At 66.5% G+C, this 25,867-nt stretch carries 24 protein-coding genes; 17 read left to right on the top strand and 7 right to left on the bottom strand.

Annotated elements, in window-relative coordinates:
• The first annotated feature begins 15 nt into the window (after window positions 1-15).
• The 5 genes from QMX85_RS07785 (at window position 16) to QMX85_RS07765 (ending at window position 7,574) form a co-directional block, all read left to right on the top strand.
• Window positions 16-1,188, top strand: a complete 1,173-nt coding sequence (locus tag QMX85_RS07785) for a pyridoxal phosphate-dependent aminotransferase (protein WP_282339585.1) — start codon at window positions 16-18, stop codon at window positions 1,186-1,188.
• Window positions 1,188-1,898: a DNA/RNA nuclease SfsA gene (gene sfsA, locus QMX85_RS07780; protein ID WP_282339583.1), complete on the top strand. Its 711-nt coding sequence runs from the start codon at window positions 1,188-1,190 to the stop codon at window positions 1,896-1,898. Before QMX85_RS07785 ends, sfsA begins: the two co-directional genes overlap by 1 nt.
• A 117-nt stretch (window positions 1,899-2,015) precedes the next feature.
• Entirely contained in the window at window positions 2,016-3,473 is a 1,458-nt protein-coding gene (locus QMX85_RS07775) for an acetamidase/formamidase family protein (RefSeq protein WP_282339581.1), read from the top strand.
• Between the two features lie 103 nt (window positions 3,474-3,576).
• Window positions 3,577-6,024, top strand: a complete 2,448-nt coding sequence (locus tag QMX85_RS07770) for an acetamidase/formamidase family protein (RefSeq protein ID WP_282339579.1) — start codon at window positions 3,577-3,579, stop codon at window positions 6,022-6,024.
• Window positions 6,025-6,482: 458 nt separating this feature from the next.
• Entirely contained in the window at window positions 6,483-7,574 is a 1,092-nt protein-coding gene (locus QMX85_RS07765; RefSeq protein ID WP_282339577.1) for a 3-deoxy-7-phosphoheptulonate synthase, read from the top strand.
• 131 nt (window positions 7,575-7,705) lie between these two features.
• On the opposite strand, the gene QMX85_RS07760 is transcribed toward QMX85_RS07765, so the two are convergent.
• Window positions 7,706-8,029: a Rieske 2Fe-2S domain-containing protein gene (locus QMX85_RS07760; RefSeq protein WP_170961167.1), complete on the bottom strand. Its 324-nt coding sequence runs from the start codon at window positions 8,027-8,029 to the stop codon at window positions 7,706-7,708.
• A 235-nt stretch (window positions 8,030-8,264) separates the two neighbouring features.
• On the opposite strand from QMX85_RS07760, the gene QMX85_RS07755 reads away from it, so the two are divergent.
• The 5 genes from QMX85_RS07755 (at window position 8,265) to QMX85_RS07735 (ending at window position 12,975) form a co-directional block, all read left to right on the top strand.
• Window positions 8,265-9,335, top strand: a complete 1,071-nt coding sequence (locus QMX85_RS07755) for a ChuX/HutX family heme-like substrate-binding protein (protein ID WP_282339573.1) — start codon at window positions 8,265-8,267, stop codon at window positions 9,333-9,335.
• On the top strand, window positions 9,332-10,234 hold the full coding sequence (locus QMX85_RS07750; RefSeq protein ID WP_282339571.1) for an ABC transporter substrate-binding protein: 903 nt from the start codon (window positions 9,332-9,334) through the stop codon (window positions 10,232-10,234). Before QMX85_RS07755 ends, QMX85_RS07750 begins: the two co-directional genes overlap by 4 nt.
• A 50-nt stretch (window positions 10,235-10,284) precedes the next feature.
• The gene (locus tag QMX85_RS07745) at window positions 10,285-11,268 is read left to right on the top strand and encodes an iron chelate uptake ABC transporter family permease subunit (protein WP_282339662.1); all 984 of its coding nucleotides are present in this window, start codon (window positions 10,285-10,287) and stop codon (window positions 11,266-11,268) included.
• Window positions 11,268-12,035: a heme ABC transporter ATP-binding protein gene (locus tag QMX85_RS07740; protein WP_282339569.1), complete on the top strand. Its 768-nt coding sequence runs from the start codon at window positions 11,268-11,270 to the stop codon at window positions 12,033-12,035. Before QMX85_RS07745 ends, QMX85_RS07740 begins: the two co-directional genes overlap by 1 nt.
• A gap of 64 nt (window positions 12,036-12,099) precedes the next feature.
• Complete coding sequence (locus QMX85_RS07735; RefSeq protein ID WP_282339567.1) at window positions 12,100-12,975, top strand: ChaN family lipoprotein; 876 nt, start codon at window positions 12,100-12,102, stop codon at window positions 12,973-12,975.
• Window positions 12,976-13,244: 269 nt separating this feature from the next.
• Here QMX85_RS07735 and QMX85_RS07730 read toward each other — a convergent pair whose 3' ends face one another.
• The 5 genes from QMX85_RS07730 to QMX85_RS07710 all read right to left on the bottom strand — a co-directional run bounded on the left by QMX85_RS07730 (window position 13,245) and on the right by QMX85_RS07710 (window position 17,178).
• Entirely contained in the window at window positions 13,245-14,045 is an 801-nt protein-coding gene (locus QMX85_RS07730) for a cyclic nucleotide-binding domain-containing protein (protein WP_282339566.1), read from the bottom strand.
• Between the two features lie 122 nt (window positions 14,046-14,167).
• Window positions 14,168-14,419 (bottom strand): TfoX/Sxy family protein, encoded by a 252-nt coding sequence (locus QMX85_RS07725; protein WP_273234314.1) that lies wholly within the window; start codon window positions 14,417-14,419, stop codon window positions 14,168-14,170.
• Between the two features lie 24 nt (window positions 14,420-14,443).
• Window positions 14,444-15,193, bottom strand: coding sequence for a class I SAM-dependent methyltransferase (locus tag QMX85_RS07720; RefSeq protein WP_282339562.1), 750 nt, complete (start codon window positions 15,191-15,193; stop codon window positions 14,444-14,446).
• Window positions 15,190-15,540, bottom strand: a complete 351-nt coding sequence (locus tag QMX85_RS07715; protein ID WP_282339560.1) for a pentapeptide repeat-containing protein — start codon at window positions 15,538-15,540, stop codon at window positions 15,190-15,192. The genes QMX85_RS07720 and QMX85_RS07715 overlap by 4 nt, the downstream gene beginning before the upstream one ends.
• 75 nt (window positions 15,541-15,615) lie before the next feature.
• Window positions 15,616-17,178, bottom strand: a complete 1,563-nt coding sequence (locus tag QMX85_RS07710; protein ID WP_282339558.1) for a bifunctional aminoglycoside phosphotransferase/ATP-binding protein — start codon at window positions 17,176-17,178, stop codon at window positions 15,616-15,618.
• Window positions 17,179-17,294: 116 nt separating this feature from the next.
• On the opposite strand from QMX85_RS07710, the gene mrcB reads away from it, so the two are divergent.
• Genes mrcB through QMX85_RS07695 form a run of 3 tightly spaced genes read left to right on the top strand, consistent with a single transcriptional unit; the run spans window position 17,295 to window position 20,721 of the window.
• Window positions 17,295-19,616: a penicillin-binding protein 1B gene (gene mrcB / locus QMX85_RS07705; protein ID WP_282339556.1), complete on the top strand. Its 2,322-nt coding sequence runs from the start codon at window positions 17,295-17,297 to the stop codon at window positions 19,614-19,616.
• 17 nt (window positions 19,617-19,633) lie between these two features.
• Window positions 19,634-20,392: a tetratricopeptide repeat protein gene (locus QMX85_RS07700; RefSeq protein ID WP_282339554.1), complete on the top strand. Its 759-nt coding sequence runs from the start codon at window positions 19,634-19,636 to the stop codon at window positions 20,390-20,392.
• The gene (locus QMX85_RS07695) at window positions 20,392-20,721 is read left to right on the top strand and encodes a YqcC family protein (RefSeq protein WP_282339552.1); all 330 of its coding nucleotides are present in this window, start codon (window positions 20,392-20,394) and stop codon (window positions 20,719-20,721) included. The genes QMX85_RS07700 and QMX85_RS07695 overlap by 1 nt, the downstream gene beginning before the upstream one ends.
• Window positions 20,722-20,725: 4 nt before the next feature.
• On the opposite strand, the gene QMX85_RS07690 is transcribed toward QMX85_RS07695, so the two are convergent.
• Entirely contained in the window at window positions 20,726-21,175 is a 450-nt protein-coding gene (locus QMX85_RS07690) for a DUF4124 domain-containing protein (RefSeq protein ID WP_090223541.1), read from the bottom strand.
• A gap of 401 nt (window positions 21,176-21,576) precedes the next feature.
• Between QMX85_RS07690 and QMX85_RS07685 the strand changes: the two genes are divergently transcribed.
• From QMX85_RS07685 to pssA, 4 genes are all read left to right on the top strand, one after another.
• Window positions 21,577-23,307, top strand: coding sequence for an acetolactate synthase 3 large subunit (locus QMX85_RS07685; RefSeq protein ID WP_282339550.1), 1,731 nt, complete (start codon window positions 21,577-21,579; stop codon window positions 23,305-23,307).
• Between the two features lie 2 nt (window positions 23,308-23,309).
• Entirely contained in the window at window positions 23,310-23,801 is a 492-nt protein-coding gene (gene ilvN / locus QMX85_RS07680; RefSeq protein ID WP_090223537.1) for an acetolactate synthase small subunit, read from the top strand.
• Window positions 23,802-23,853: 52 nt separating this feature from the next.
• Window positions 23,854-24,870 carry a ketol-acid reductoisomerase gene (gene ilvC / locus QMX85_RS07675; protein ID WP_282339546.1) on the top strand — a complete coding sequence of 339 codons (1,017 nt, stop codon included), beginning with the start codon at window positions 23,854-23,856 and terminating at the stop codon, window positions 24,868-24,870.
• 147 nt (window positions 24,871-25,017) lie between these two features.
• A complete protein-coding gene (pssA, locus tag QMX85_RS07670; protein ID WP_282339544.1) occupies window positions 25,018-25,842 on the top strand; it encodes a CDP-diacylglycerol--serine O-phosphatidyltransferase in 825 nt (274 codons plus the stop codon).
• Window positions 25,843-25,867: the final 25 nt, after the last annotated feature.

Here is a 25,867-nt window from a genome sequence, read left to right as displayed (position 1 = left end):
GATAAAGGAAGGCCAATGGCCCCGTCCTACAGCGCACGTAGTCGCGCTATCGAACCGTTTCACGTCATGGCCCTGCTGGCCCGCGCCAATCAATTGCAGGGTGAAGGCCATGACGTGATCCACCTGGAAATCGGCGAGCCGGATTTCTCCACCGCTGCGCCGATCGTTGCCGCCGGGCAGGCTGCGCTGGCGGCGGGACATACCCGCTACACCGCGGCGCGCGGTCTGCCACCGCTGCGCCAGGCCATCGCCGGCTTCTACGCGCGTCGCTACGGGTTAAGCATTGACCCCGAACGCATCCTGATTACTCCCGGCGGTTCCGGCGCCTTGCTGCTGGCGGCCAGCCTGCTGGTCGATCCGGGCAAGCACTGGCTGCTGGCCGACCCCGGTTATCCGTGCAACCGGCACTTCCTGCGCCTGGTGGAAGGCGCCGCGCAACTGGTCCCGGTCGGCGCGGACACCCGCTACCAGCTGACCGCCGATCTAGTCGAGCGCTACTGGGACGGCGACAGCGTCGGCGCGCTGGTCGCTTCTCCGGCCAACCCTACCGGCACCTTGTTGCAGCGCGATGAACTGGCCGCGCTGTCCTCCGCCCTGAAGGTGCGTGGCGGGCATCTGGTGGTGGACGAGATCTACCACGGACTGACCTACGGCACCGACGCCGCCAGCGTGCTGGAAGTCGACGATCAGGCGTTCGTGCTGAACAGTTTCTCCAAGTATTTCGGCATGACCGGCTGGCGGCTCGGCTGGCTGGTGGCGCCCCCGGCGGCGGTCGCCGACCTGGAGAAGCTGGCGCAGAACCTGTACATCAGCGCGCCGTCGATGGCCCAGCACGCCGCGCTGGCCTGTTTCGAGCCGGCCACGCTGGAGATTCTTGAGGAGCGTCGCGCCGAATTCGGCCGGCGCCGCGACTTTCTACTGCCCGCGTTGCGCGAGCTGGGTTTCCGCATCGCCGTGGAGCCGGAAGGGGCCTTCTATCTATATGCGGATATTTCCGCGTTTGGCGGCGACGCCTTCGCGTTCTGCCAGCACATGATCGAAACCGAGTTCGTCGCCATCACGCCGGGGCTGGATTTCGGCCGCCACCTGGCCACCCAGCACGTGCGCTTCGCCTACACCCAGAGCCTGCCGCGCCTGCAGGAAGCCGTCGAGCGCATCGCCCGCGGGCTGAAGAGCTGGCAGGGCTGATGCGCTTCGCCGCTCCCCTCGAAGAGGCGCTGCTGGTGCGCCGCTACAAGCGATTCCTCGCCGACGTGGTCACTGCCGGCGGCGAGGAACTGTGCATCCACTGCCCGAACACCGGCTCGATGCTCAACTGCATGGCGCCCGGCGGACGCGTGTGGTTCCAGCGTTCCAGCGACCCCAGGCGCAAGCTGCCGGGCACCTGGGAGCTGGCGGAAACCCCGCAGGGCCGGCTGGCCTGCGTGAACACCGCGCGGGCCAACCCGCTGATCGAGGAGGCGCTGCGTGCCGGCCGCATCGCCGAGCTGGCCGGTTTCGAGGCGCTCAAGCGCGAGGTGCCCTACGGCGTGGAGAACAGCCGCATCGATTTCCGCCTGGAGTTCGCCAGCGGCCCGGCGTTCGTCGAAGTCAAAAGCGTCACCCTCGGTTTCGACGACAGCCCGGTGGCCGCCTTCCCCGATGCGCAGACCCTGCGCGGCGCGCGTCACCTGCGCGAGCTGGCGGCGCTGGCGCGGGCCGGGGTTCGCGCGGTGCAGCTGTATTGCGTCAACCTCTCCGGGGTCGAGGCGGTGCGCCCGGCGCGGGAAATCGACCCGCTCTATGCCGCGGCGCTGCAGGACGCCCACGCGGCCGGCGTGGAAATCCTCGCCTACGCTGCGCAGGTGACGCTCGACGGCCTGTCCATCGACCGACGGTTGCCGGTGCTGCTGGATTAGCGCCGGCGACAAGGATTTGTGCGGCGCCCGACAAGCGCTTTGCCGCCACCCCCGCGAATAATCGACACGCCGGCCCGCCAGGTGCCGGCGCCTTTCGCGCTGACCAAGGGGGTTCCTATGGACGATCACGTTTGCAGTCCGGGTTGCATGCACGGCGTTACCGCCGAGAACGAAAAAGACATCAAGGGTGAATTCCACGCCGCGCGGCGCAGCTTCCTGCGTGACGCCATGGTGGTCGGCGGCGGTGCGGCGACGCTCGGTGCCCTGGGCGTATCGATGTCGCCCAGTGCGATGGCGGCGAGCGCCAGCGCCAAGCCGGGGAATGGCCCGACCAGCCACTACTATATTCCGGCCAGCGCGGAGACCGTGCTCTGGGGCTACTTCAGCAAGTCGGCCAAGCCGGTGGTGGAGATCGAAACCGGCGACTACGTGACCATCGAGACCCTGACCCACCATTCCAACGACGATGCCGAACGCATGGTCAAGGGCGATCCGGGCGCGGAAAGCGTCTTCTACTGGGACGCCAAGCGCAAGGGCGTGAACCGCCGCGGTGCCGGGCCGATGGACGCGAAGATCGGTGCCGGCGGCGGCGAGGGCGTGCACATCTGCACCGGTCCGGTGTTCATCAAGGGCGCCGAACCGGGCGACATCCTTGAAGTGCGGATCGTCGACGTGGCGCCGCGGCCCAGCGCCAACCCGGCGTTCAAGGGCAAGTCGTTCGGCAGCAACGCCGCCGCCAACTGGGGGTTCCACTACGGCGACCTGCTCAGCGAACCGAAGAAACGCGAGGTGGTGACCCTCTACGAGATCGACGCCACCGGCGAGCGCAACTGGGCGCGCGCGGTCTACAACTATCGCTGGACGCCGCAGACCGACCCGTTCGGCGTGGTCCACCCGACCATCGACTACCCCGGCATTCCGGTGAACCACAGCACGATCAGGAAGAACGAGAACGTGCTGAAGAACATCCGCGTCCCCATCCGTCCGCACTTCGGCACCATCGGCGTGGCCCCGGCCGAGGCCGACATGGTCACCTCGATTCCGCCCAGCTACACCGGCGGCAACATCGACAACTGGCGCATCGGCAAGGGCGCGACCCTGTATTTCCCGGTGGCGGTTGCCGGCGCGATGTTTTCCGTGGGCGATCCGCACGCGTCGCAGGGCGACTCCGAGCTGTGCGGCACGGCGATCGAGTGCTCCCTGACCGGCACCTTCCAGTTCGTCCTGCACAAGAAGGCCGAACTGCCCGGCACGCCGCTGGCGGAACTCAACTATCCGCTGCTGGAAACCCAGGACGACTGGGTGCTGCACGGCTTCAGCTTCGCCAACTACCTGGCCGAGCTGGGCGCCGGTGCGCAGCAGTCGATCTACTCCAAGTCCTCGGTGGACCTGGCGCTGCGCGATGCGTACCACAAGATGCGGCACTTCCTGATGACCACCCAGCGCCTGGACGAGGACGAGGCGATCTCGCTGATGTCGGTGGCGGTGGACTTCGGCATCACCCAGGTGGTGGACGGCAACTGGGGCGTGCACGCGGTGATCAAGAAGAGCATCTTCCCCGCCCGCGAGGGTTGAACTGCCCTGGCATGACCCTCGCTTCGCAATGCCGGTCGCTTCGGCCGGTGTCGCGGCGCGGTGGGTACACGGGCCAGACTTCTTTCTTCTGCACGGGATAGCGATGCTCAACGACCTGCGCCGTTTTTCCAGCAGCGCCTTCCCCGAGGAGCTGCGCCAGTCCGCCTGGGACGAGGTGTTCCAGCGCGTGCGCCTGGCCAGCAGCCTCGTCGGCCAGCCGGCCGACGGCCATGTGGCGCTGTGCAGTTCGGCGCTGGATTCGGTGTTCCTGCAGGTCAGCGCCTCGCCGCAGGTGCTCAGCCCGCACCCCGACAACGCGCGCCTGTGCCAGGGCAGCACCGTGCTGGTGCTGGCCCTGCTCGGCGGCAGCGGGGCGCTGGTGGAGGACGGCCAGCGTGTCGCCATCGGTGCCGGCGACATCGTCCTGTTCGACCCGGCGCAGGCCTGGCGCATCGAGCTGGACAGCGATTTCCGCGCGCTGCTGGTCAAGCTCGAATCGGCCAGTTTCATCCTGCGGCTGGTGCGTACCGGCAGCCAGGAACTCAACCGCATCGCCACCCGCAACGGTGTCGGCGCGGTGTGCCTGAACCTGATCCAGTCGATCGCCGACGAACTCGCCCATTTGGACCGCGACCAGTTGCCGCCGCTGGAGGCGACGCTCACCGAGCTTTTGGTGGCCTGCCTGTCGCACCGCGAGCGCAGCCAGCCGGAGGATTCCACCTCCGTGCAACTGGCCCACTTGCGCCGCGTCTGCCGCTGCATCGAGGCGCGCCTCGGCGACGCCGAGCTGCAGGTCGAGGATGTCGCCCGTCTGGAAGGGCTTTCCGTGCGTTACCTGCAGAAGCTGTTCAAGACCGGCGCCACCACCTTCGGCGAATACCTGCGCAACCGCCGGCTGGAGCGCTGCCGGCTCGACCTGGCCAACCCGGCGCTGGCGCACTTCAGCATTTCCGAGCTGTGCTTTCGCTGGGGCTTCGGCGACGCGGCGAACTTCAGCCGCGCCTTCTCCGCGCAGTTCGGCCTGTCGCCGCGTGCCTACCGCGCCGAGCCGCCGAAGAATCCCCATGAGACGCTGCAGCGCGGCCGCCCGCCGCAAAGCCAGCGGGTGAACCTGGCGCCGCCGCGTGCCGTCGACGATCCCGGCGAGCGCCAGCGCCGCGCGTTCCAGAGCGTGCTCGACGACCATGCGCGCTACGCACTGAGCCTGGCGCTGGCGCCGAAACGCGCGGCGGTGGCGGAGAAGGATTCGCCGGGAGGTCCCGCCGGCGAGGCACTGCCCAACCACTACTACATCCCGGTCTCGGAGAAGACCGTGCACTGGGGCTATTTCAGCCGCTCCATCGCGCCGGTGCTGACGGTCAATTCCGGTGACATCCTGACCATCGAGACGCTGACCCAGCACGCCTCGGACGACTGCGAGCGAATGATCGAAGGCGATCCCGGCGCCGAGAGCGTGTTCCACTGGAGCGCCGAGAAGAAGAACGTCGAGCGCCGTGGCGCCGGCCCGATGGACGCCTCGATCCTCGGCCGCGGCGCCGGCGAAGGCTTCGGCGTGCACATCTGCACCGGGCCGGTCCACGTGCGCGGTGCCGAGCCGGGCGACGTGCTGGAGATCCGCATCCTCGACATCCTGCCGCGGCCCAGTCGCCATCCGCAGCACCAGGGCCGTAGCTTCGGCAGCAACGCGGCGGCCTGGTGGGGCTTCCACTACGACGACCTGCTCACCGAGCCGAAGAAGCGCGAGGTGGTGACCGTCTACGAGATCGACGCGCGCACCCATCCGCCACACGCCAAGGCGCTCTACAACTTCCGCTGGACGCCGCAGACCGACCCGTTCGGCGTGCGCCACGCCACCATCGACTATCCCGGCGTGCCGGTCGACCCGGCCACCATCGAGCGGCAGTACGGCGTCCTGGCCAAGGCGGTGGTGCCGGTGCGCCCGCATTTCGGCGTGCTGGCGGTGGCGCCGAAGGAGTTCGGCCCGGTGGACTCGATCCCGCCCAGCTACTTCGGCGGCAACCTCGACAACTGGCGGGCCGGCAAGGGCGCCAAGGTATTCCTGCCGGTGTCGGTGGACGGCGCGCTGTTCTCGGTGGGCGATCCGCACGCCTCGCAGGGCGACTCCGAGCTGTGCGGCACCGCCATCGAGTGCTCGCTGACCGGCGTCTTCCAACTGGTGCTGCACAAGAAGGTGCAGATGGCCGGCAGCTTCCTCGCCGAGCTCAGCTACCCGTTCCTCGAAACCGCCGAGGAGTGGGTGCTGCAGGGGCTGAGTTTCGCCAACTACCAGGCCGAACTGGGACCGAACGCGCAGACCCAGGTGTACAAGGAGTCCTCGATGGAAGCGGCGATGCGCGACGCCTTCCGCAAGACCCGCCACTACCTGATGAAGGCTCACGGACTGACCGAGGACGAGGCAATCTCGCTGATTTCGGTGGCGGTGGATTTTGGCGTCACCCAGGTGGTGGACGGCAACCTCGGCGTGCACGCGATCATCCGCAAGGCGATCTTCCCGGACTACGACGGCGCGCCGGATCGATCACCGCCATAGCCACAGGCGATTGATCGACGCCGGGCGATGCAGTAACGTGGCTCACATTCAACGGAGACAACCATGCACAACGCCGCCAACCCCCTCGTTCGTTCCGCTGCCCAGCGCAGTGCGACCGCGCGTGTCCGGGCTACCGGTGCTGCCGTGCGTTTCTTCTTTTACGGGTATTGGTTTAGCCACGCGCGCGCCTGATACCCCACCAGGCGCCCGGCAAGACGGGTCGCCACCACAGAGTTCTCAGAACCCCCGGTCGGTAACCCGACCGGGGGTTTCGTTTTTTCAGCCCAACGTTTTTTCAACCCGAGGATCAACCCATGACCACCTACCGCCGCTCCTTCGACGACTCCCGCTACGCCTGGCGATTTACCCGCTTCGCCACCGCCATTCCCCTCGAACGAACAACCACACGATAGCGCGCCGCGCGCGGCCAATGCCCGCGCCGGCCAAGGAGCCCGTCCATGTCATCCGCCGTTTCCGCCGCCACCCTCGCCACGCCGCCTACCGCCGAACTGCGTCGTTTCCCCAGCCAGCCCCGCCGTCACACCTCGCCGCTGCCCAGCGCACTGGAGCTGCGCGAGCGACTGCCGCTCGCTCCCGTCCTCACCCAGCAGATCCAGCAACAGCGCCAGGCCATCCGCGCCGTCCTCGATGGCCGCGATCCGCGCCTGCTGGTGGTGGTCGGCCCGTGCTCGCTGCATGACGAGACGGCCGTGCTCGACTATGCCGAACGACTCGCCGGACTGGCCCGCGACGTCGACCAGGACCTGCTGCTGGTGATGCGCGCCTACGTCGAGAAGCCGCGCACCACCGTCGGCTGGAAAGGCCTGGTCTACGACCCGCACCTGGATGGCAGCGGCGACATGCACGCCGGGCTGGAGCGTTCGCGCGGGCTGATGCTGCGGCTCGCGGAGATGGGCCTGCCGCTGGCCAATGAACTGTTGCAGCCGCTGCTCGCCGGCTACTTCGACGACCTGCTCGGCTGGGCGGCGATCGGGGCACGGACCAGTGAATCGCAGATCCACCGCGAACTGGTCAGCGGCCTGGATCTGCCGGTGGGTTTCAAGAACGGCACCGATGGCAGCCTCGTCATCGCCTGCGACGCCATGCGCTCGGCGGCCCACGCGCACCAGCATTTCGGCGTCGACGGCCAGGGCCGCCCGGCCATCGTGCACACCCAGGGTAATCCGGATACCCATCTGGTCTTGCGCGGCGGCCATCGCGGACCGAACTACGATGCCGCCAGCGTCGCCAGCGCCCGTGCCGACCTGCATCGCCAGGGCATCGCCGCGCGGATCATGGTCGATTGCAGCCACGCCAACAGCGGCAAGGACCCGCTGCGCCAGCCCGAGGTGCTGCGCGCGGTGATCGACCAGCGCCTGGCCGGCGATGACTCGCTGCGCGGGGTGATGCTGGAAAGCCACCTGTTCGACGGCAGCCAGCCGCTGGGTTGCGAACTGCGCTACGGCGTCTCGATCACCGATGGCTGCCTGGGCTGGGACGGCACCGAGCGGGTGCTGCGCGAAGCGGCGCAGCGCCTGGGACGGCGTTGATCGACAGGTAGGGGTGAATTGCACGTAGGGTGGGCTTCAGCCCACCATCGCCCCCCATGCATCGGTGTGTCGCGTGGGCTGAAGCCCACCCTACGTCTGCATCGAGCAGGCGTTCGCGGGGTTCAGCCGCCCTACGGCTGCGCGTTCAACCAGATGCCGCGCTCGTCCTCGAGGCAGTCCAGCGCTTCCAGTGCCTGGCCTTCGCAGGGGCCGGTCACGCATTCGCCGCTTTCGATAAGGAACAACGCTCCGTGCACGGCGCAGCGGATCAGGCTGCCGCTGTCGTCGAGGAAGCGGTCGGGTTGCCAGTCGAGGCGCACGCCGCGGTGCGGGCAGCGGTTGCGGTAGAGGTGCACGCGGCCGTCGCGGCGCACCGCCAGCAGCGGCAGGTCGGCGCAGACGAAGCTGCGGCTCTGGCCCTCGGCCAGTTGATCGGATGTGCAGAGCAGGTGCACGGCGGTCTCCATTCGGGCTGCGCATTATTCGTCCGAATGTGCGCAAGTCAACGCAGGCGTTTGGGCTTCATCTGTTCCTCGCGCCGCTGAGACCTCGACTGAAGCAGCGGCGGTACTTTATTGCAAGTAAATCTCAATTGAGAATAAGGGCGCAGTAAGTGTAAGTTTGGATGACCCGTGCAAAACGCTTGCGCTATGGTCCAACGCCTTTCTGATCGTCCAAGGAACCTCGAAGATGAGTCTTTCCCCTCCCGGCGCGTCGTCCGCCTCGCGGCTCTACCAGGCCTGGCAATCGCTGCGCGAGCAGCAGCCACATCTGCGCGCCCGCGATGCCGCGGCCGCGCTGGGTGTCAGCGAGGCCGAACTGATCGCCAGCCGGATCGGCCTCGACGCGGTGCGCCTGCGTCCGGAGTGGGCAGCGCTGCTGCCGGCGCTCGGCGACCTCGGTCAGGTGATGGCGTTGACCCGCAACGAGCAATGCGTGCATGAACGCAAAGGCCCGTACCGCGAAGTCAGCATCGCGCCGAACGGGCAGATGGGGCTGGTGGTTTCGCCGGACATCGACCTGCGCTTCTTCCTCTCCGGCTGGACGTTCGCGTTCGCCATCGTCGAGCAGACTGACCACGGCGCCCACCGCAGCCTGCAGTTCTTCGATCGCCAGGGCGCGGCGGTGCACAAGGTCTTTCTCACCGAGGCCAGCGAGGTGTCCGCCTGGGAGCCGTTGATCGAGTGCTTCCGTGCCGAATCGCAGAGCGCCGAGCTGGAGCTGCAGGCCGCCGCCGAGCCTAGCGCGACCGTGGCCGACGCGTCGGTCGACGTCGAGGCGCTGCGTGCCGACTGGGCGGACCTAAAGGACACCCACCATTTCCACGCGATGCTGAGGAAACACGCCGTCGCCCGCACCCAGGCGCTGCGCCTGGCCGGCGCTGAGTGGGCCGAACCGCTGCAGCCGGCCGAACTGCCGCGCACGCTGGATGTGGCCGGCGTGCGCGAAGTGCCGGTGATGGTCTTCGTCGGCAACCGCCACTGCATCCAGATCCACACCGGGCCGGTGCGCAACCTGCGCTGGATGGGCGAGTGGTTCAACGTGCTCGACCCCCTGTTCAACCTGCACCTGAAAACCTCCGGTGTCCACGAACTGTGGCGCGTGCGCAAACCCAGCGTCGACGGCGTGGTCACCAGCCTGGAAGCCTTCGATGCCGACGGCGAGCTGATCCTTCAACTGTTCGGCGAACGCAAGCCCGGCACCCCGGAACGTCAGGACTGGCGGACCCTGGCCGAGCAGGCTTCGGTACTGGAGGCATGAGCATGCGGCGAATCGCAGGCGCGCTCGCGCTGTTCATGGGTGTTCTCGCAGCGCCTGGCCTGGCTGGCGCCGAAGACCTGCCGCAGCGCTGGGTCAGCGCCGGCGGCTCGCTGAGCGAATGGATCGTGGCGCTCGGTAGCGAGCGCAAGCTGGTCGGCGTCGACAGCACCAGCCAGCATCCCGACAGCCTGCGCGCATTGCCGAGCATTGGTTACCAGCGCCAACTGGCGGCGGAAGGCATCCTCGCGCTGAAGCCCGACCTGCTGTTGGGCAGCGAGGAGATGGGCCCGCCCACGGTGCTGGCGCAGCTCAAGGCCGCCGGGGTGCGTATCGAAACCCTCTCCGCCGCGCCGGAAGTGCCCGCCCTGCAAGCCAATCTGAAACGGCTCGGCGAACTGCTCGGCGACCCCCAGCGAGCCGCACGAACCCTGGCCGACTACGAGGCACGCCTGCAGCGCCAGGCACAGTGGGTCGAGCAGGCGCGGGTTACCGCACCGGCGCCGCGCGTGCTGTTTCTCCTTGGTCACGTCGGCAACAGCCCGATGGCCGCGGGCAAGGACACGGCCGCTGCCTGGTTCGTCGAGCACGCCGGTGGCCGGAACCTGACCGGGCACGACGGCTACAAGCCGATCTCTGCCGAGTCGATGGCGGCGCTGGACCCTGACGTGGTGGTCTTCGCGGACCGCCGGCTGAGCGGTGACGACGCCATCGCCGCGCTGCTCAAGAGCACGCCGGCGCTGGCTTCGACCAAGGCGGCGAAGGGCGGGCGCATCCTCTGGGTCGATCCGACCTTGCTGGTCGGCGGCCTGGGACCACGGATTCCCCAGGCGTTGGCCGACCTGTCGGCAGGCTTCTATCCTGCGGCACCGCCGTTGAAGGTCGCCGACCGCCAACCATGAGTGCTTCCGTTCGTTCACGCCGGCTGCTGATCTTCCTGGGCGTCCTCCTCGTGCTTGCCATCTGGCTGTCGCTGGCCCTTGGGCCGGTCAGCCTGCCGTTGCTGGATACGCTGCGCGCCGCGTTGCGGATGGTGGGACTGCCCGTTTCCGCCGCCGGCCTGGAGCAGGCCGAACTGATCCTCGGGCAGATCCGCCTGCCGCGTACGCTGCTCGGCCTCGCCGTGGGCGCGGTGCTGGCGCTGTCCGGGGTGGCGATGCAGGGGCTGTTCCGCAACCCACTGGCCGATCCGGGCCTGGTCGGCGTGTCCAGCGGGGCCGCCCTCGGCGCCGCGGTGGCGATCGTCGCCGGGGCCTCGCTGGGCGGTGTGCCCGTGGCGTTCGAGCCTTACCTGCTGTCGTTCTGCGCCTTCGTCGGTGGACTCGGCGTGACCGCGCTGGTCTATCGGCTCGGTCGTCACGATGGCCAGACCAGCGTCGCCACCATGCTGCTTGCCGGCATCGCCCTGACCGCGCTGGCCGGCGCGGCGATCGGACTGTTCACCTACATGGCGGACGACAGCACGCTGCGCAGCCTGACCTTCTGGAACATGGGCAGCCTGAACGGAGCCAGCTATGCGCGGCTCTGGCCCCTGCTGATCGTGGCGCTGGCGGTGTCGCTCTGGCTGCCGCGCCGGGCGCGTGCCTTGAATGCGCTGCTGCTGGGTGAGTCCGAGGCGCGTCACCTGGGCTTCGAGGTGGAGCGACTCAAGCGCGAGCTGGTGTTCTGCACCGCGCTGGGCGTCGGCGCCGCGGTGGCGGCGGCCGGGCTGATCGGCTTCATCGGGCTGGTGGTGCCGCACCTGGTGCGCCTGATCGCCGGGCCCGATCACCGCATCCTGCTGCCGGCTTCGGCCCTCGCCGGCGCCAGCCTGCTGCTGCTCGCCGACCTGGTCGCACGTCTGGCGCTGGCGCCCGCGGAGCTGCCGATAGGCATCGTCACCGCGATGATCGGCGCGCCCTTCTTCCTCTATCTGCTGCTGCGGGGACGCGCCTGATGTTGTGCTGTCGTGGGCTGGACGTCCGCCGTCGCGACACCCTGGTGCTTGGGGGCGTCGATCTCGACGTGCGTCCCGGCGAAGTGCTTGGCGTGCTCGGCCCCAACGGCGCCGGCAAGAGCACATTGCTTGCCGCGCTCTGTGGCGAATTGCAGCCGGCCGCGGGCGACGTGACCCTGGACGGCCGCGCGCTGGCGCACTGGCCGGGCGCCGAGCGTGCGCAGCGACTGGCCGTGCTGCCGCAGCAGTCGACGCTGAATTTCGCCTTCCGCGTGGAGGAGGTGGTCGGCATGGGGCGCCTGCCGCACGCCAGTGGGCGCGCCCGTGACGCCGAGATCGTCGAGGCGGCGCTGCTGGCGGCGGACGCGGCGCACCTGGCCGGGCGCAGCTACCTGGCGTTGTCCGGGGGCGAGCGTCAGCGCGTGCACCTGGCGCGGGTGCTGGCGCAGCTGTGGCCCGGCGCGCAGGGGCAGACGCTGTTGCTCGACGAGCCGACCTCCATGCTCGACCCGCTGCACCAGCACACCACGTTGCAGGCGGTCCGCGAATTCGCCTTGCGGGGTGCGGCGGTGCTGCTGATCCTGCATGACCTCAATCTCGCCGCGCGTTACTGTGATCGCCTGCTGTTGCTGGGCGATGGTCGCCCGCAGGTGCTCGGTACGCCCGAGGAGGTGCTGCGGGCCGAGCCGCTGCAGGCGGTGTTCGGGCTCGACGTGCTGGTGCAGCGCCACCCGGAGCGCGGCCATCCGCTGATCATCGCGCGCTGAGCCTTTGCCCGGCGCGGGCTTCCGTTTACCGTGGAGCAATCGTTCCTTCCCGAGGAGTCGCGCCATGCGTGCACTGCTGCTGATCTGTCTCGGCCTGTTGTCGGCTTGCCAGAGCCTGGCGCCCATTCCCGCGTGGCAGAGTCCGCAGGGGCGTGACGACCCGCAGTTGGGCCAGATCATCGAGTCGAGCACGGGCGCGAGGCTGACCCCCGCGCAATTGGTCGAGCGCCTCGGCGGGGCTGACCGCGTGCTGGTCGGCGAGCAGCACGACAACCCGGATCACCATGCGCTGGAGCTGTGGCTGCTGCAGGCGCTCGCCAGCCGGCGTGCACAGGGCAGCGTGCTGCTGGAGATGCTCGAGCCGGCGCAACAGGCGAACGTCGATGCGGCTCGCCAGCAGGTGGCCGAGGGCACGCCACCGGCGGACCTGCCCGCCGCGCTGGCCTGGCAGAAAGGCTGGGACTGGGCAGGTTATGGGCCTCTGGTGCGCTACGCGCTGGCGCAACCCTATCCGTTGCTCGCGGCCAATCTTGATCGCAGCGAGATCATGGGCATCTATCGCGCGGCGCCGTCGCTGAGTGGCCGCGCTTCCACCGCGCCGGCCGTGCGCGAGCCGCTGCTGGAGCAGATTCGCCAGTCGCACTGCGGGCTGCTGCCGGAGTCGCAGCTTCCGGCGATGCTGGCGGTGCAGCAGCAACGCGACCGGCGCATCGCCGAACGCCTGCGCGATGCGCCGCTGCCTGCGCTGTTGTTCACCGGCGCCTACCACGCAAGCCGCGACCTGGGCGTGCCGCTGCACCTGACCGACCTCGGCGTGCGCGATGCCAGCGTGCTGCTGCTCGTCGAGGTCGGCCAGCAGGTAGCGCCGGGCAGCGCAGATTTCATCTGGTACACCGCCGCCCAGCCGGAACAGGATCACTGCGCCGAACTGCGTCGCTGAGGCCGCCGGATTCAAGAAATCGCAGGCAAAAAAAGACCCGGCAAAGTGCCGGGTCAATAACCGTGATTAGCCTGATGAGGAGATAACCGAAGAGCCTGATGAGGGACTCTTTGCTTACCTGGCTGATCTCGCGACCAGTTGAGTTAATAATAACAATTCTCATTCCATAGTCAACACCCGACCTTCACTTATTTTCTGCCGCCTGATATTCGCCTCCCTAAAAACCACGAACCCGGCACATGGCCGGGTCCGTTGGATGCGGATTCGCTTCAGTCGTCGAGCTGCGCGCGGCGCAGCTGGGTGATTTCCTTGTTCATCAGGTCGATGCGCCGGGCCATGCTTTCAACCAGGCTGTGGGCGATGCGCGGATTGCTCTGCATCAGGCTGAGGAACTGCTCCTTGGGAATGACCATCACCGTGCAGGCTTCGCTGGCGACCACGCTGGCGCTGCGCTTCTCGCGGGTGAACACGGCCATCGCGCCGAAGATCTCGTCCTTCTGCACATCGCCGACCTTCTGCCCATCGACGAACGCTTCGGCATGGCCGTCGATGATGATGAACACGTTGTCCGCCTCGTCGCCCTGCTGGATCAACTGATCGCCGGCGGCGAAATGCTGGAAGCCGGTGGACGGGCGAATCTCCGGCTGCTTCAGTCGTGCCACCGCGTCGGAGAGGAGGGCGGTCTGGCCGATCAGGTACTGTAGGAACAGCTCCTGGCGTTGCTCGTCGGCATAGATGTGGCGGAAGACTTCAGTGCGGTTGTAGGGGATCAGGCTGACGCTTTCCTCGCTGCTGTAGCGGCAGGAGGGCATGTCGATGCCCTGACGCAGGCCGAGCAGATCGCCTTCCTGCAGATAGAACAGCGGGCGGTCCTCCACGGAGGCGTGCAGCAGGCCGCTTTCGATGACGAACAGCCGCGTACCCGGGAGCGCTTCGGCGAGATCGTCGGTGGGGTCGAGCTGCAGCGCAGGGCCGGCCGGCGCGAGATCTTTCAGCAGCTGCGAGGGGATGCTCTGCAGGCGATTGATCAGCTGATCGGCGTAGGCCGGTTGCTCCCCGAGTAGGTACATGACAGTAATCCTTGAACTGGCTGGGCTGGCAAAAGCGTACGAACGGCCCAACGATAAAGGGCGCCGCTTCGCGCGTAAATCATCTCATACGCAGCCTGTGAGCTAGCGCTTAAATGTGGCGTTCACTGGTGCAGCCGGGCGTTCAGTTCCGCCTTGTGCGCCTCTGGCAACTGGTTCCAGTGAATGTCCAGCAGCGCGCCCTCGATGGCATACAGCAGCACCCGCGAGGCCCGGAAACCTCTTGCCCGGACGCTGCGATAGGCTTCCACCGCGCCGAGGCGGCGCAGGTCGGAGGGCGTGTGGATGCCCACGGCGTGCAGCCACTGGGCGGACGTCTTGCCGAGGTTCTTCATGCTCTGCAGTTCGTCGTTCATCGTGCCTCCTTGCGCGGGTTGGGGTCAGCCAGCGGGATAACCGGCGAGGAAATGTAGCGGCCAGGACACCCGCCTCTGGTGCCTGTCGTTACCCCACGCCTGACGCAGCGCCGGCATCAGGTCGGTGATCGGGTCATGCCCGTGTTGGCGCTCCCAGCGTTGAACTGCCGACCAGGTGCGCAGGTAGCCGGCTAACTGCTCCAGGCTCCAGTGCGCCTGCATGCTGAACTCCGGCACCTCGAGGCGTGGAAAGGGCGGCTGCAGGTCGCGGTATCCGGCCTCGATGCTGGCGCGACCTTCCGGCCAGCAGCCGTCGAGGGTGACGTGGTACAGATGGTCGACCAGCGCATCGGTGCGTGCATCGATGCGCATCAGCCCGTAGCACCAGGCGACGAACAGGCCGCCGGGCTTCAGCAGGCGGCGCGTTTCGGCGAAGAACGCCGGCGTGGCGAACCAGTGCAGCGCTTGAGCGACGACGATCAGGTCCAGGCTGCCATCCGCCAGCGGCTGCCGCGCGGCATCGGCGGCGAACAGCGCCACGCCGTCGACGTCCGCTGCCTGCAGTTGCTCGACGCTGGCATCGCAACCCAGCACCCGTTCGAAGCGTTTCGCCAGCGGGCGGCTGGCCTGGCCGTTTCCGCAGGCGATATCGAGGGCATGGCGGCGCCGCGGCGCGCGATCGGCGAGCCAGTCGAACAATGCATCCGGGTAGTGCGGGCGGAAACTGGCGTAAGCGCCCGCACGGGCGCCGAACAGCTGCACGACCTCGCTCATCGGCTGCCACTGCGGTAGCGCAGGCGAGTGCCAAAATTCAGCGACATGAGGATTTCATCGGCGCTCAGCGCTTCCGGGAAATAGGTGCCGGATATCTGGGCGTGGGCGATGCTGGCGCCCTCCATTCGCACCTGGCGAAGGTCCAGCCCGCGCAGGTCGGCACCCCGGAAATAGGCGTCGGTGAAGTTGATCCGCTCCGGATTCAGCCGACGCAGGTCGAGCCCGCGAAAGTCGCCGCCGGAAAGATCGATCTCGCCTTCCTGCGGCTTGCCTTCGTTGAAGGCGTGGACCTTGTCGTCGCGCAACAGGGCATAGAGCGGGTTGTCGAGTTGATGTGGCTGGCTCATGGCGAGCTCCCGGTGGAAAGCTACTCGCCAGTATAGAAGGTGCGCCGCGCTCTGCCCGGCGCACACGAGGCGGCTTCAGAGGCCGGGAAGACGGTCGCGGATGCGCGCCACCAGGCTGTCCAGGCTGGCGGCATCGTGGGTATCGACGCGTTTGCTGTGCGCCTGGTCTTCGGCGTCCAGCGGTTCGCGGGTGGCCTGCTGGGTCTTCATTACCTCCAGCGTCGCGTCGGAGGGGTCGCGGGCCTCCTGCTGCCGCTGTTCCAGCCAGCCGGCGATTACCGCCTCCGGCGCCTGGCAGTCGAGGATCAGGAAGGGCACGCCGGTCTGTTCGGCGACCTGGGCCGCGCCGCGCCGCTGAGCCTGCTTGAGGTAGGTGGCGTCGATCACCACCGGAAAGCCGGCGTGCAGCACCGTATCGGCCAACCGGTGCAGGTGCTGGTAGGTGGCGAGGCTGGCGTCGGGGTGATAGATGCCGGCGTCTAGATGGCCCCTGTCGGTGCTCTGCTGGGTACCGAACAGGCGTTTGCGTTCGACGTCCGAGCGCAGGCGGATGGCACCGAGCGCTTCGACCAGGCGCAGCGCGACGTGGCTCTTGCCGACCGCCGATACGCCATGGGTGATCGCCAGGAAGCGCGAGGGGATGGCACTGTAGCTTTCCGCCAGGCTGGCGTAGCGGCGGTACTGGCGCAGCGCGGCGGCGCGCTCCACCGGGGTGCTCTGCTCGGTCAGGCCGAACAGCGTGACCTTGGCCCGAACCATGGCGCGGTAGGCCTTGTAGTAGTTGAGCAGCTCCAGCCCCTGGTAGTCGCCGGTCAGCTCCAGGTAGCTGCTGAGGAAGCGCCGCGCCAGGCACTTGAGGCCGCGATCTTCCAAGTCCATGACCAGGAAGCCGACATCGGCATAGGTGTCGGTGAGGCGGAAGGGTTCGTTGAACTCGATGCAGTCGAACAGCACCACCTGGCCGTCGACGACAGCAGCGTTGCCCAGGTGAATGTCGCCGTGGCACTCGCGGATGAAGCCCTCGGCCTTGCGCTGGGCGAACAAGCCTTCGAGGCGCTCGAAACTGCTGTCGGCCCAGGCTTGCAGGGCATCGAGCTGGGTCAGGTCGGCGGCGTCGCGCAGCAGCGGGCGGATCTGTTCGAAGTTCTGGGTCACCGGCGCGCGCACGTTTTCCGGCGAGCCCAGCGGGTTGTCCGCCGGCACCTTGGGGGCGTCCAGGTGGAAGTGCGCGATCGATCCGGCCAACTGGTCGATCTGCGCGTTGCCCAGCTCGCCCCTCGCCTGCACCGCGCTGAGCAGGTCGCTTTGCGGGAACTGCTTCATGCGGATGGCGTACTCGATGGGCGCGACGTCGGCGTTCAGCATCGGGGCCTCGGGGCGGCCGCCGATGGCGATCACATCGAGGTAGAGGTTCTTGGTCAGGCGCTGGTTGAGGCGCACTTCCTCTTCGCAGAAATGCTTGCGGGCCTCGAGCGTGGTGAAGTCTAGGAAGCCGAAATTCACCGGCTTCTTGATCTTGTAGGCAAAAGGGCCGGTGAGCAGGACCCAGGAGATATGCGTCTCGATGACCTGGAATCCCTCGACAGGGTGGGCATACAGGGCCGGGTTCTGCAGCGCGGCTATCAGTGCTTGGCTCACGGTCTTTCCTTGCCTTCGGGTTCGTTCGGAGCCGGCATTATGGCGACTGCGGGCGGTGATGCAAACCGCCGGGAGGCGCCTGCCCGGCCCTGGCAAAGTGCGTATAATCCGCCGCCATGACTCGTTCCCGCTCCTCTCGCTCCCGTGCCAAACGCCCCTCTGGCGGCTGGCGAACTCTATTCGGCTGGGTATTGAAGCTGGGCCTCGTCGGCCTGGTCGCACTGGCCGGTTTCGCGGTTTATCTCGATGCCGTGGTCCAGGAAAAATTCTCCGGCAAGCGCTGGACGATTCCGGCCAAGGTCTATGCGCGGCCGCTGGAACTGTTCACCGGGCTGAAGCTGGGCAAGGACGACTTCCTCAAGGAACTCGATGCCCTCGGCTACCGGCGCGAGCCCTCCGTGGAGGGGCCTGGCTCCGCCTCGGTGGCAGGCAATACCGTCGACCTCTATACCCGTGGCTTCCAGTTCTACGAGGGCGCCGAGCCCTCCAAGTCGATCCGCGTGCGCTTCTCCGGCAGCTACGTCGCCGGCCTCAGCCAGGCCGACGGCAAGGACCTCGCCGTGGCGCGTCTGGAGCCGCTGATGATCGGCGGCATCTACCCGGCGCATAACGAGGACCGCATCCTGATCAAGCTGGATCAGGTGCCCGCCTACCTAGTGGAAACCCTGGTGGCGGTGGAGGATCGCGAGTTCTTCCACCACTTCGGCGTCTCGCCCAAATCCATCGCCCGCGCCATGTGGGTCAACGCTAGTGCCGGCCAGTTGCGCCAGGGTGGCAGCACGCTGACCCAGCAGTTGGTGAAGAACTTCTACCTGACCAACGAGCGCAGCCTCACCCGCAAGGCCACCGAAGCGATGATGGCGGTGCTGCTGGAAATGCACTACGACAAGAACGAGATCCTCGAGGGCTACCTCAACGAGGTGTTCCTCGGGCAGGACGGCCAGCGTTCGATCAACGGCTTCGGCCTGGCCAGCCAGTACTTCTTCAGCCAGCCGCTCTCCGAACTCAAGCTGCATCAGGTCGCCCTGCTGGTCGGCATGGTCAAGGGGCCGACCTACTACAACCCGCGGCGCAATCCCGAACGCGCGCTGGAACGGCGCAACCTGGTGCTCGACGTGCTCGCCGAGCAGGGCGTTGTCACCCCCGAGGAAGCCGCGGCGGCCAAGCAGAAACCGCTGGGCGTGACCTCCCGCGGCAGCATGGCCGATACCTCGTATCCGGGCTTCATCGACCTGGTCAAACGGCAGATGCGCGAGGATTACCGCGAGGAAGACCTCACCGAGGAAGGCCTGCGCATCTTCACCAGTTTCGACCCGATCCTGCAGTTCAAGGCCGAAAGCGCGATGGCCGAGACCTTCAAGCGCCTGGGCACGCGCAAGGGTATCGACCAGGTCGAGGCGGCGATGGTCGTGACGAACCCCGAAACCGGCGAGGTGCAGGCGCTGATCGGCAGCCGTCAGCCGCGTTTCGCCGGCTTCAACCGGGCGATCGACGCGGTGCGGCCGATCGGCTCGCTGGTCAAGCCTGCGGTCTATCTGACCGCGCTGGAGCAGCCCAGCCGCTACACCCTGACCAGCATCGTGCAGGACGAGCCGTTCTCGGTGAAGGGCAAGGACGGCCAGGTCTGGAGTCCGCAGAACTTCGATCACAAGGCGCGCGGCTCGATCTTCCTCTACCAGGGGCTGGCCAACTCGCTCAACCTGTCGACGGCCAAGCTCGGTCTGGAACTGGGTGTGCCGAACGTGCTGAAGACCCTCGAGCGGCTGGGCATTTCGCGGCAGTGGCCGGCGTTCCCGTCGATGCTTCTCGGCGCCGGTTCGCTGAGCCCGATGGAAGTCAGCAACATGTACCAGACGCTCGCCAACGGCGGCTTCAACACGCCGTTGCGCGGTATCCGCAGCGTGCTGGCGGCGGACGGCGAGCCGCTCAAGCGCTATCCGTTCCAGATCCAGCAGCGCTTCGATCCGGGTGCCATCTACCTGGTACAGAACGCCATGCAGCGGGTGATGCGCGAGGGCACCGGGCGCTCGGTCTACAACCAGCTGCCGGCGTCGCTGACCCTGGCCGGCAAGACCGGCACATCCAACGATTCGCGTGATAGCTGGTTCGCCGGTTTCAGCCAGGACCTGCTGGCGGTGGTCTGGCTCGGCCGCGACGACAACGGGCAGACCCCGCTGACCGGCGCCACCGGCGCGCTGCAGGTGTGGACGAACTTCATGCGCAGGTCCGATCCGCTGCCGCTGGACATGCCGATGCCGGACAACGTGGTGCTAGCCTGGATCGATGCGAGCACCGGGCAGGGCTCCGACCAGAGCTGCCCGAATTCCGTACAGATGCCGTATATTCGCGGCAGCGAGCCGCCCGCCGGCACCGGCTGTGGCGGCATTCAGGCGCCCGTCGACTCGGTGATGGACTGGGTCAAGGGCTGGCTGCCATGAGCCAGGAGGTTATGAAGTTGAACAAGGTTTTCCCTGCACTGGCGGTTCTCGCCCTGCTCGCCGGCTGCACCACCAACCCGCGCGGCTCGGTGCCCGTCGTCGACGCCGGCGCGCCGGTCTCCAACGGCGAGCAGCGCTTCGCCCGCAGTGGCGGCTACACTCCGCCGGCCGCGCAGACCCAGCCCCGCGCCATCGAGGAAGATTCCGGCGTGGTGGTGATGGTGCCCGGTGGCGCCGGTTCGTCGCCAGTGCAGAGCTATCCGGCGACCTCCACCCCATACGGCGGCGCGACCAGCAGCGCGCCGATCAGCACCACGCCGATCACCGTCGGCCCTGTGACCGGCGGCAGCTATTCCGCGCCGGCCCCGTACGCCTCGACGCCGCAGTACGCGGCGCCTGCGCCAAGCGGCATTCCCAGCGCCGGCGGCAGCGTGCTGTCCGCCGATGAACAGCTCGACGGACCGGTGCTGGCGCTGCTGACCTCCGCGCAGCAACAGCAGAGCGGCGGCGATCTCAACGGCGCGTCATCCAGCCTCGAGCGTGCCCAGCGCATTGCCCCGCGTGAGCCGCAGGTGCTCTATCGTCTCGCCGAAGTGCGGCTGGCACAGGGCGACGCCGCCCAGGCCGAGCAACTGGCACGGCGCGGGCTGACCTACGCGAACGGGCGCCCCGCCTTGCAGGGCAGCCTGTGGAACCTGATCGCCCAGGCCCGCGAACGCCAGGGTGACACTGCCGGCGCCGCTCAGGCGCGCGCCCAGGCGAAGGTCAATCTGTAATGGATTCGCGCTTTCCAGCGGTAGCCGAGCAATTGCTGCTGATCGAGCGCGAGCTGCGGGTACAGGGCTGGTGGGCTGACGTCTCGCCGAGCGAGGCTGCGCTGTCCAGCCCCGAGCCGTTCTGCATCGATACGCTGGAGTTCGAGCAATGGCTGCAGTGGATCTTTCTGCCGCGGATGAAGCTGCTGCTGGAAAACGACGCCGCGCTGCCGGCGGTATCGGGAATTCGTGAAATGGCTGAAGAGGTCTATCGCGACAGGGTCTATCAGGCGCGAGGGCTGCTGGAAGCCCTCGGCGAATTCGACCGACTGATCGTCGGTCGAGGCTAGCGGGTCACTTGCTGCAGTTTTCGGCGATCGCCTTCTGGCTCTCGGCGATCCGCGACTGGCGTTCGTCCTCGCGCAGCCGACGCACCTGCCCATCGATGTTCACCTGCACCCGCGGATTGTTCTGCAGCTGGGCGAGGTTGGTCCGCACCGCATCGCAGTAACGCTTGCGCTCGGCCTCGCGCGCGGCGACCTCTTCCTTCACCTTGGCGTCGATCGCACCCTGCTCGTCGTCTTCCATCTGGCTGTCGAGCTTTGGCAGGCTGCCTGGCGAAGGAACCTGCGCTGCCGGCTTGGGAGGCGCCGCCGCGGTGTCTACCGCCGTGGCGGCCTGGCCCTGTGGCGGTTGCGAGCCGAAATGGGTGATGCCTTCGGCGTCCACCCATTTGTAGACCTGGGCCGAAACGGGGGCGGCGAGAGCCAGCAGCAGGCTGCCGGCGAGGATCATGCGGTGCATGCGGTGTCCTTGGATTAGCGGTGGTACGTGCCGCTACTATAACCAAAAGCCGCTCGTCGCGATCCTGCAGCGCGTCACGGCCTAATCCAATAAAGCATGACGCGCGACTTGACTTGCGCCGGTCTAATCCGAACAATTCAACGCTCGCTGTAGTGGGGTCCGCCGCAAGCAGGCCGCAGCTCAGCAGACATGAGGCGCATACCCGCGCCGACCTGTAACACCCGCAACGCGTTACCTCGCGCTGGGTGGGATGGCACCGCAACAGTCTGGCGCCTTCCCAATACTTGCTCAGTCAGTAGCTGACGTAGTCGGCGACCACCGTCGCTCATGCTCTGCTTGGCAGTAGACCTATTAGGGCCATCCATCGTGGATGGCATTCTGGCGTTCTAGAGGTGACAAACGTGGAGCTCTTATCTGGCGCTGAAATGGTCGTCCGCTTCCTGCGTGACGAAGGCGTTAAGTACATCTATGGGTACCCGGGCGGTGCCCTCCTGCATATTTACGATGCCCTGTTCAAGGAACCGGCGGTAACGCACATTCTGGTTCGCCACGAACAGGCCGCCACGCATATGGCCGATGGCTATGCGCGGGCGACCGGCCGTGCCGGCGTGGTACTGGTGACCTCGGGTCCCGGTGCGACCAACGCTATTACCGGCATCGCCACCGCGTACATGGACTCGATCCCGATGGTGGTCATCTCCGGCCAGGTGGCGAGCACCGTGGTGGGTACCGATGCCTTCCAAGAAACCGACATGGTCGGCGTCTCCCGGCCGATCGTGAAGCACAGCTTCATGATCAAGCACCCGTCGGAAATCCCCGAGGTTCTGAAGAAGGCCTTCTACATTGCCGAATCCGGTCGCCCCGGTCCGGTGGTGGTGGACATTCCCAAGGACATGGGCGATCCGACGCAGAAGTTCGAGTACGTCCATCCCAAGAAGGTCAAGCTGCGCTCCTACAGCCCGGCCGTTCGCGGGCATTCCGGGCAGATCCGCAAGGCCGCCGAGATGCTGCTCGCAGCCAAGCGCCCGGTGATGTATTCCGGCGGTGGCGTGATCATGGGTGGCGCTTCCTCGGCCCTGACCGAGCTGGCACAACTGCTCAATTTGCCGGTCACCAATACGCTGATGGGCCTGGGCGCCTATCCGGGCAGTGACCGTCAGTTCGTCGGTATGCTCGGCATGCACGGCAGCTACACCGCCAACCTGGCGATGCACCATGCCGACGTCATCCTCGCCGTCGGTGCGCGCTTCGACGACCGCGTGATCAATGGCGAGACGGCAGCGAAGTTCTGCCCGAACGCGAAGATCATCCACATCGACATCGACCCGGCGTCGATCTCGAAGACCGTCAAGGCGGACATCCCGATCGTGGGTCCGGTGGACAGCGTGCTCGCTGAGATGGTTGCGGTGCTCAAGGAAATCGGCCACACGCCGAACAAGGAAACCGTCGCCAGCTGGTGGAAGCAGATCGAAGAGTGGCGCGGCGACCGCGGCCTGTTCCCGTACGACAAGGGCGACGGTTCGATTATCAAGCCGCAGGCGGTGATCGAGGCGCTTTACGACGTGACCCGGGGCGACGCCTACATCACCTCCGATGTGGGCCAGCACCAGATGTTCGCGGCGCAGTACTACCGCTACAACAAGCCTAACCGCTGGATCAACTCCGGCGGCCTCGGCACCATGGGCTTCGGCTTCCCGGCGGCGATGGGCGTCAAGCTCAACTTCCCGGATGACGACGTGGCCTGCGTGACCGGCGAGGGCAGCATCCAGATGAACATCCAGGAGCTGTCGACCTGCCTGCAGTACGACCTGCCGGTGAAGATCGTCAACCTCAACAACGGCGCGCTGGGCATGGTCCGCCAGTGGCAGGACATGCAGTACAGCAGCCGCTACTCGCACTCCTACATGGAGTCGCTGCCCGACTTCGTCAAGCTGGCCGAGGCTTATGGCCACGTCGGCATGCGCATCACCGAGCTGAAGGACCTCAAGCCGGGCCTGGAGGAAGCCTTCGCGATGAAGAATCGCCTGGTGTTCCTCGATATCGCGGTGGATACCAGCGAGCACGTCTACCCGATGCAGATCCGGGGCGGCGCGATGCGTGACATGTGGCTGAGCAAGACGGAGCGGACCTGAGCATGCGACACATCATTTCCCTGTTGCTGGAAAACGAACCGGGCGCGCTGTCCCGCGTGGTCGGCCTGTTCTCCCAACGCAACTACAACATCGAAAGCCTCACCGTGGCGCCGACCGAGGACCCGACCCTGTCGCGTCTGACGCTGACCACCGTCGGCCAGGATGAGGTCATCGAACAGATCACCAAGAACCTCAACAAGCTGATCGAGGTGGTCAAGCTGGTGAACCTGTCCGAGAGCGCCCACATCGAGCGCGAGCTGATGCTGGTGAAGGTCAAGGCCACCGGCGCGCAGCGCGCCGAGGTCAAGCGCACCACCGATATCTTCCGCGGGCAGATCGTCGACGTCACCAGCAGCGTCTACACGATCCAGTTGGCGGGAACCAGCGACAAGCTGGACAGCTTCATTCAGGCGGTCGGCACCGCGTCGATTCTGGAGACCGTACGCAGCGGCGTCACCGGTATCTCCCGTGGCGACAAAGTGCTGAGCATCTGACCCAATTAGCGAGTGGCCGCGAGGCCCCACAGGTAAATAGAAGGAAACGTTCATGAAAGTTTATTACGACAAAGACTGCGACCTCTCCATTGTTCAGGGCATGAAAGTCGCCATCATCGGCTACGGCTCGCAGGGTCACGCCCATGCGTGCAACCTGAAGGACTCGGGCGTCGACGTCACCGTCGGCCTGCGTGCAGGTTCCGCCACCGTCGCCAAGGCCGAAGCCCATGGCCTGAAAGTCACCGACGTGCCGAGCGCCGTCGCTGCCGCCGACGTGGTGATGATCCTCACCCCGGACGAGTTCCAGTCGCAGCTGTACAAGAAGGAGATCGAGCCGAACCTGAAGAAGGGCGCGACCCTGGCTTTCGCCCACGGCTTCGCCATCCATTACAACCAGGTCGTTCCGCGTGCCGACCTCGACGTGATCATGATCGCGCCGAAGGCGCCGGGCCACACCGTGCGCTCCGAGTTCGTCAAGGGGGGCGGCATTCCTGACCTGGTCGCGATCTATCAGGACGCTTCCGGCAATGCCAAGAACGTCGCCCTGTCCTACGCCTGTGGCGTGGGCGGTGGTCGTACCGGCATCATCGAAACCACCTTCAAGGACGAAACCGAAACCGACCTGTTCGGCGAGCAGGCCGTTCTCTGTGGCGGTTGCGTCGAGCTGGTCAAGGCCGGCTTCGAAACCCTGGTCGAAGCCGGTTACGCGCCGGAAATGGCCTACTTCGAGTGCCTGCACGAGCTGAAGCTGATCGTCGACCTCATGTACGAAGGCGGTATCGCCAACATGAACTACTCGATCTCCAATAACGCTGAGTACGGCGAATACGTAACCGGCCCGGAAGTCATCAACGCCGAATCCCGTCAGGCCATGCGCAACGCACTCAAGCGCATCCAGAACGGCGAGTACGCGAAGATGTTCATCGCCGAAGGCGCCGGCAACTACCCGTCCATGACGGCGTATCGTCGCAACAACGCCGCTCACCCGATCGAGCAGGTAGGCGAGCGTCTGCGCGCGATGATGCCCTGGATCTCGGCCAACAAGATCGTCGACAAAGCCAAGAACTGAGGCTGGTTGCACGAATGAAAAAACGCGGCTTTGGCCGCGTTTTTTCGTTACAGGCCCGTTCTGGTATAAAGCGCCACGCAGGCGCAAGCTCGAACCCTGAATGTTCGAACCTGTCAAAATTTACGAATCCGTTGCAAGGTACTGCTAATGACCGATCAACCCGAGGAACCGAAAAAAGACCCCCTGGCAGACAGTCTGTTGCCCATCGATGAACACATCGAAGAAGGTCACGACGCCGAGGGGCGCAAGGTTCGTCACCGCGGCGTCTACCTTCTGCCCAACCTGTTCACCACGGCCAATCTGTTCGCAGGCTTCTATTCCATCATCAGCGCAATGAACGGCCGCTTCGAAGTCGCCGCGGTAACGATCTTCGTCGCCATGGTGCTGGACAGCCTCGATGGCCGTGTCGCCCGCCTGACCAATACGCAGAGTGCCTTCGGCGCTGAGTACGATTCGCTGTCCGACATGGTTGCCTTCGGCCTGGCACCGGCAGTGCTGGCCTACGAGTGGGCGCTGTCCGGGCTGGTCAACGTTGGCCTGACGGTCGCATTCATCTATGTCGCCTGCGCGGCATTGCGCCTGGCGCGCTTCAATACGCAGATCGGCAAGGTCGACAAGCGCTTCTTCATTGGTCTTGCCAGCCCGGCGGCAGCGGGTGTGGTGGCCGGAATCGTGTGGACGCTGCGCGACTTCGGCGTGGAAGGTGTGCATATGCCGATCCCGCTGGTGATGCTGTTCGCGTTGATGGTGGCTGCCGCTGGCCTGCTGATGGTCAGCAACATCAAGTACTACAGCTTCAAGGATCTGGACTTGAAAGGGCGTGTGCCGTTCGTGGCCATCCTTATCGTGGTGCTGGTGTTCGCGGTCATCTTTAGCGATCCGCCACGGGTTCTCCTGCTTATCTTCTTGGCCTATGCGCTTTCCGGCCCCGTGCAGTTCCTTATGCGTCGCCGCAAGAAAGCGGTTCTCTAAAAGGGGGGGGGTTCCACACAAGCCC

Source organism: Pseudomonas sp. PS02288 (assembly GCF_029959715.1).
Lineage (GTDB): Bacteria > Pseudomonadota > Gammaproteobacteria > Pseudomonadales > Pseudomonadaceae > Pseudomonas_O > Pseudomonas_O kuykendallii.
This window is presented reverse-complemented; position numbering and strand designations above follow the sequence as displayed.